We start from the raw sequence: 6,688 nt of genomic DNA on the forward strand, positions 1-6,688 counted from the left end.
AAGAGAAGATATTGATAAAAACAGCAATCATAAAAAGCAAATTCTTGACATTTGTCAGGTAATTATTTTTATTAGTCAATATTCTACACAACTCAGGCTAGATAAGCAAGATAGCTCACCACTACTATCGGATCACTACCGGATTTAGTATTACTCCCATCTCCCAGAAGAGGATAAGGGTTGGGGATGAGGGAAATTAACCATCTCTGCCATTACTTTTGAAAAATGGTATTAAAAAATTTTTTTCCAGTCCTTAACAACTTATGTTAAGTTCATAGTGGCAGTTGCGAGAAATTAACCCCCAGTTCTCACCTATAAATTGTTAAGATGAGGAGTTTTTTCTCGTCGGTTTTTGGTGGGAAGAATGGAGCTGAAGACTATTACCTGTCCAACTCGATCCCAGTCTTTTGGCAGAGTGACTGACTGATAAGCTCGATCTGTTTGCAGATTTGGCTAGTTTTCTTGTCGCTAGTGATTCAATGATCAATGGAGAAGGGTCGAGTCTACCTAATTTTAACTATCTTCTCTCCTCCCTAATCAAACAATGCCTACCATGACCTTAGTGTTACCAATGGTGTATCTACTACTGATCTACCTCTTATACCATTTTTCTTTATTCGTGGCAAGTATATTACACTTTTCTTCTTTTCTGGCAGAGGAGTTGGGGGTGAGGGCAATTAACCATCTCTGCCATTACTTTTGAAAAATGGTATTACTCGCGATCGCCAGAAAAGCTAAAATCAACTCCTAATCAGTGATTAGTTATCAGTTATCAGTGGGGAGATAGGAGTCGGTCGTCAGGAGATGGGGGCAAGGATCTGGTTTCCTTTTGCCTTTTGCCTTCTGCCTTTTCTAACTGATTACTGCTCACTGAAAAGGCTGACGGCTATAAAACGGGGACAGGTAAATAAACCTTTTCTACCGTAGGAGAAAAACCTAGCCATTGACGAGATAAACGGGCAAAAGTATCAGGATCACCGCTAACTGCGAAGTTAGTAGGTAGGGGTGTTTCGAGATTTTTTAGGCCTAATAATTCTAGCTCTTTTTCCGCCGCTCGGACAACGGAAGCGGCGGGATCTACCAAGCGCACGGAACTAGGCAAAAGACGACGTAAAACCGGGGAAAGATGGCGATAATGGGTACAACCATAGACCAGAGTATCAATATTTTCTGCTAGTAAAGGCTGAAGATATTCCCTAGCCACTTGTGTGGTGTAGGGGTCAAAAATGCGGTTAGCCTCGATCAAAGGGACAAATTCAGGACAGGGAATTTGCCAAACTTGGGCAGTAGGATCGATTTCTTGAATCGCGTGTTTATAGGCATTACTTTTAGCCGTAGCCGGGGTAGAAATCACCCCAATGCGCTTTCCTTGTTTAACGGCAGTTTTGGCCCCGGGTAAAATTACCCCCAAAATTGGTAAATCTTTAAATTCGGCCCTTACTTCTTCTAAAGCCAAGGCGGAACTGGTATTACAGGCCATAATCACCATTTTCACCCGGCGCTCGCCCATCCAAGTGAGAATTTCCCGGACAAATTCGATAATTTCCCCTTTAGAACGGGTTCCGTAGGGAAGTCTAGCAGTATCAGCGAAATAGAGAATCGATTCTTGGGGCAGTTGTTTATACAACTCCCTTAAAACGGTCAGTCCACCCACACCACTATCAAACACACCAATCGGACTAAGTTGTGATTCTCTCATAGATAATATCGAGGAAAACGCTGATCTAAAATAGCTTTATTTGATGATATTAAAACACGGATTTTTTGATCGGTAAACAAATGCTCCAATCATTTAACCATTAACGGAGATTTCGTTGAATATATTCAATAATTCCTCCTGCGATCGCCGCCGCCATTTGTCGTTGAAAGTTGACATTGGCTAACTTAGCAGCATCCTCAGCGCCGGTAACGAAACCCACTTCCACGAGGGTAGAGGGCATTTTCGAGGTTCTCAGCACATAGAAACGGGCTCGACGCACCCCCCGATCGCGCATATCGACACTACGGACAATATTGCGATGGATGGTGTCCGATAAACGGCGATCACCGAAGTAATACACCTCTAGGCCATTGACATCCGGTCGTCCTTTCCCCATAGAGTTAGCGTGGATACTGACAAATAGATCGGCATCGATCTGGTTAGCGAGATCCGTGCGCCCTTGCAGGGTGACAAAAAAATCGCTATCTCTAGTTAGACGCACATCGATGCCCTGTTGTTGCAGGATGCGGGTGACTTCTAGGGAAATGGGCAGAATCACGTTTTTTTCCTGAAGGCCACCAATTCCGATCGCCCCCGGATCCTTACCACCGTGGCCCGGATCGATCACCACCAAAAAGCGGCCATTGCGTTGTCGGGGGGGATTAGGAGTGGGGTTAGAGGGGCGCGGCGGTGGGTTAAATTGCCCCGTATTGGCGGGTAAAGGAACAGGTATAGTGGTGGAGTCAGAAACCTGAGAAACGGGACTAGAATTGCGGGAGGAGAACAATTCTAGGGCTAGGGTTTGACTGTCCGATTGATTGAGGCGACCGAATTGAAACCCTGCTGCGGTCTGTACCAAAATCAGCACCTTATTGGCGCTTTCCTGACGTACCCGCAATTGATAGATGGGACTAGAGCGACCGAAGCGCGGACCGCGAAAAGACTCGGCTAACTTAGCATTTTCGATGCGTAGTTCATAGACCCCATCCCGGTTAACACTGCCGTTAGCTTTCAGGGGTGAATCCCCACGAATTAAGAGGCGATCGTTATTACCCGCCAGATCGATCGAGGAGATCGTGGCCAAACGACTGCTAGAAGGGGGATTATTGGCAGTTTTCGGGGGGGGATTGTTGGGACGAGGATTGGGATTGCTGGCCCGAGTGGGGGGAGGTGAGGAGATATTATCCACGGCACTCAGACCACCCCTAGGCAGTAAAACCAAGCCACCAAAACGACTATAGAGAGCTTGCCAATCGGGGCTATCTCTATTAACGCTCAGGGAAATCTTGGCCCGTTGATTGGCAGTCTGACTGAATTGAATATCACCGACCCCATAGCGATTGACGGGGATAGTTTGACCGGCGAGACTGCTGGGTAAAGTGGCCCCGGGTAATTCAAATTCGATTTTTTTGCCGTCCCGGCTGCGTTGACTGCGGATTGATCGATCATCACCATTTTGCTCTAAACGGACAAAAAGACCATTGCGAGTCACCTGAAAATCATCGTTGTTGTCCGTCTGGCTAACTGGAGGTGGGGGAGTGGGACGGGTGGAACCGCGATCGGGGGGAGGTGTGGGATCGGGGGTAACGGGGGGTTGCGTTTCCTCCCGAATCGGTTGGGGTTCTGGCAGTTCCACTGTCCATTGGGTGGGCGAAATTCCGCGAATTTTTACCTGTTGAGGATCGACGGTGTAGCCGGGGGCTAATTCAATCACTAAACGGGTAGTTTCCGCATCAAATTGACCGATACGGACACTTCTGACGATATTGCCAATGGGCCGGTTAATATTGGGTTGCCCTAACTTGATCCCGGGCAGATCGATCACGATCCTGGTGGGGTTAGTGATCATTTGCGCTCGCGGTTGCACTCGATTGTCGGTGGTGAACACCAGACGATTCTCATTGGTGTCGAATCGCCAAAAGACGAGCTTGCCTGCCCAAGCAGGGGCCGCCACCAGCAACCAAGTTAATGCGCTTAGGAATAACCAATGAAATCTCACGATCGATGCTCCCGTTGCTCGGTTATCAATTACCTTTTTTCGGTAAAAATGGACGATTTTGTCGATTTTTTGCCATCCATAGCTCCCTTAATGCTCTGAGAATGACTATCAATAAAAACAAGCTTATGGGACGTTGGCATGGTCTGCTATGTTTCTGATCAGTGATCAGTTATCAGTTATCAGTCATCAGTTATCAGTGATCAGTTATCAGCTTCTGAAGGTAATAGGCAAGAGGCTCCAAAAAAGAATCTGGCAATTCTCCTACCTAAAAATAAGGTTAGAAACTAAGTCCATGAAAGCTTTTAGCTTAACAAATTAGGATTTAGATTCGGCCCTTGTTATCAATGAAAAGACGGCACTGTTAGTGCCACTTAACACTGCTACTGGTAACTTAACACTGCCACTGGTCACTGGTCACTGCTCACTGCTAACTGCTCACTGATTGAGGACTGGCGGTGGGTTCTTTAAATACTAACCTTAACAGGGGCGGAGCGATAAAGGTAGTCAAGATCACCATCATAATAATGGCCGCATCGGTAGCGGGGGATAAAGCGCCACTAGCAGCCCCGACTCCAGCAAAGACTAAACCCACTTCACCCCGGGGAATCATGCCAACTCCGATCGCCAAGCGATTGAGTTTTTCCTTACTGAAAACGGCTAACCCCGTCACCACTTTACCCAAAATCGCGACGACAATTAAGAAAGCGGCCAAGACTAATCCTTCTCTATTGCTGGGAATAGCGGGATTAAGCACACTTAAATCGGTTTTTGCCCCCACACAGACGAAAAATATCGGTACGAATAAATCGGCGATCGGGAACACTTGTTCTGCCAATTCCGATCGCTTTTCCGTTTCTGCTAGGACTAGGCCCGCAGCAAAGGAACCGAGAATCGCTTCTAATTGGATAACTTGGGCAATATAGGCAAGAATAAAAGCGAAAATCAGGGAAACTAAGAGCAATTGTCCCCTAGTTTTCATGCTATTAACTAATTGAACATAAAAGGGGCTTAAAAAACGACCGATCAGGATCGCCCCCACCACAAAAGCGCTAGAACTAATAACTAGATAAATTACTTTGCTAATTTGCACTTCTCCAGTCTTCACCAAAGAAGCAACGACGGCGAGAACGATAATACCGAGAATATCATCGAGAACCGCTGCCCCGATGATAATTTGACCTTCTTTCGCCGATAACTGCCCTATTTCTGCTAAAACCTTGGCGGTAATGCCGATACTGGTAGCGGTTAAAGCTGCCCCAGCAAAAATAGCGGGAATGGTGGCCAGATGGAAAATATAGATTAAACCCAAAGTACCCACCAAAAAGGGAACCGCAACCCCCACCACTGCGACAGCAGCTGCCTGTGGACCGACGCGAATTAATTCCTGCAAGTCCGACTCTAAACCGATCTCGAACAGCAGGATAATTACCCCCAATTCCGAGAGGACGGAAATCACCTCACTGGCAGCACTAAAAACGGCGGGAGATTCCTCTTGGGTGAGGGATGACGTGAATTGTAGGAAGTGAATTAGGAGAGAATCCTCGAATCCCGCTCCTCCTTCTGGAAAAACCAGTAATTTTAGGGCAGAAACCCCGATGATCACGCCACCGACTAATTCTCCTAACACGGGAGGCAAGTTGAATCGGACGCATATTTCCCCCCCCAGTTTACAGGCGAAATAAATAACGGTCAAACTCAGCAGCACGCAGGCTAAAACTAAGGCACTATCGACAGTTTCGGCCGGAGCTGCCGAGGCTAACAGGGGAAGATGAGGACTCCAAGCGGAAGAAAGGAAAGGCTGTAGTATCATCGCTCGCTCAAAATTACTCCCAATACTCTAACAAGCTGGCGGCCTATTCAGTTATTCCCGATCAAAGTTTGCCCCCTGTCCAGCTTCTACGAGGGGCCTTTCGTGGCCAGATGAGGCTAGTTTTTTGATTCTAGGGATTTTTCCTTTTCTCCTAATTCCCAGTAATTGAGCAGAATGGCATTAACTGTATTACCGATCACATTTAACACGGTTTTAAAGCCATCGGTCAAGCGATCGACCCCTGCAACTAAAGCCACCCCCTCTAATGGTAAACCCGCCGCCGATAATACGGTAGTCATGGTAATTAATGCGCTGCCCGGTACACCCGGGGTACTAAAAGAAACCAATAAACCACTCAATGCGATCGCTAATAACAAAGAGGGACTTAAAGGAACTCCGTACACCTGAGCGATAAAAAGAGCATTAAATCCCTGTAAAATTGCCGAACCATCGCGTTTTAGTACCGTTCCCAAGGGAATAGCGAAACTGGCGATATCTTCGGGTAAACCGTATTCTTGAATTTCCCGCAAAACTACGGGTAAAGCGGCGTTAGAACTAGCAGTACCGAAAGCTAAGGATAAAGATTCCGATAAAGAGCTAAAAAAGCGTCGAGGTTCTCCTTTGAGGGCAAAAAGGAGCAAAACATACACCCCAATCATCAAGGCACTAGCCAAAAACAGACCAAAAACATAGAAAAAAAGTCTCGCCACTAATTCTAATCCCTGGGTGGCTATAACCGAAGCAATCAGGGCAAATACCCCCACAGGTGCTAGATAAAGAATCACCGATAGGATTCTCTCGCTGATTAGATAAAGACTGTCTATCAAGAGAATAAAAGGTTTTGCCCCCTCTTTGGCCAGTCCGATGCCGATACTAAATAAAACTCCCGTCACGATTACCTGTAAAAGATTGCCCCCGGTAAGAGCTTCTAGGGGATTAACCGGAATCAAGCTAATCAGCCAATCTCTCAAGGATACTGGTGTATTGGTGGTCATGGCGGCATTAGTGGCAAATCCCTCTAAACCTATCCCCGGTTTTAATCCCACATTCCGCACCCTCAACTGTCACAGATCAAAAAAGCCATTAAAGTAGTACATAATAACTAAAATTAATTCAAAGGTTAAAAGGGTTAATGAGAATATATAGCATTAAAAGGGGTATGGAGCGAGAAAGAGAAAAT

Annotated in this window: 4 protein-coding genes; all 4 read right to left on the reverse strand. The window is 46.4% G+C overall.

What is annotated here, in order from left to right; genetic code table 11:
• Nucleotides 1-886 precede the first annotated feature (886 nt).
• On the reverse strand, nt 887-1,699 hold the full coding sequence (murI, locus tag IM485_RS18515; protein WP_104395739.1) for a glutamate racemase: 813 nt from the start codon (nt 1,697-1,699) through the stop codon (nt 887-889).
• Between the two features lie 100 nt (nt 1,700-1,799).
• Nucleotides 1,800-3,698, reverse strand: coding sequence for an N-acetylmuramoyl-L-alanine amidase (locus IM485_RS18520; protein ID WP_287744883.1), 1,899 nt, complete (start codon nt 3,696-3,698; stop codon nt 1,800-1,802).
• Between the two features lie 427 nt (nt 3,699-4,125).
• Nucleotides 4,126-5,508, reverse strand: coding sequence for a cation:proton antiporter (locus tag IM485_RS18525; RefSeq protein WP_287744885.1), 1,383 nt, complete (start codon nt 5,506-5,508; stop codon nt 4,126-4,128).
• Nucleotides 5,509-5,624: 116 nt separating this feature from the next.
• On the reverse strand, nt 5,625-6,554 hold the full coding sequence (locus tag IM485_RS18530; RefSeq protein WP_287744887.1) for a dicarboxylate/amino acid:cation symporter: 930 nt from the start codon (nt 6,552-6,554) through the stop codon (nt 5,625-5,627).
• Nucleotides 6,555-6,688 lie beyond the last annotated feature (134 nt).

Origin of the sequence: Microcystis sp. M169S2 (genome assembly GCF_020245865.1) — a bacterium.
GTDB classification, from domain to species: Bacteria; Cyanobacteriota; Cyanobacteriia; order Cyanobacteriales; family Microcystaceae; genus Microcystis; species Microcystis ichthyoblabe_A.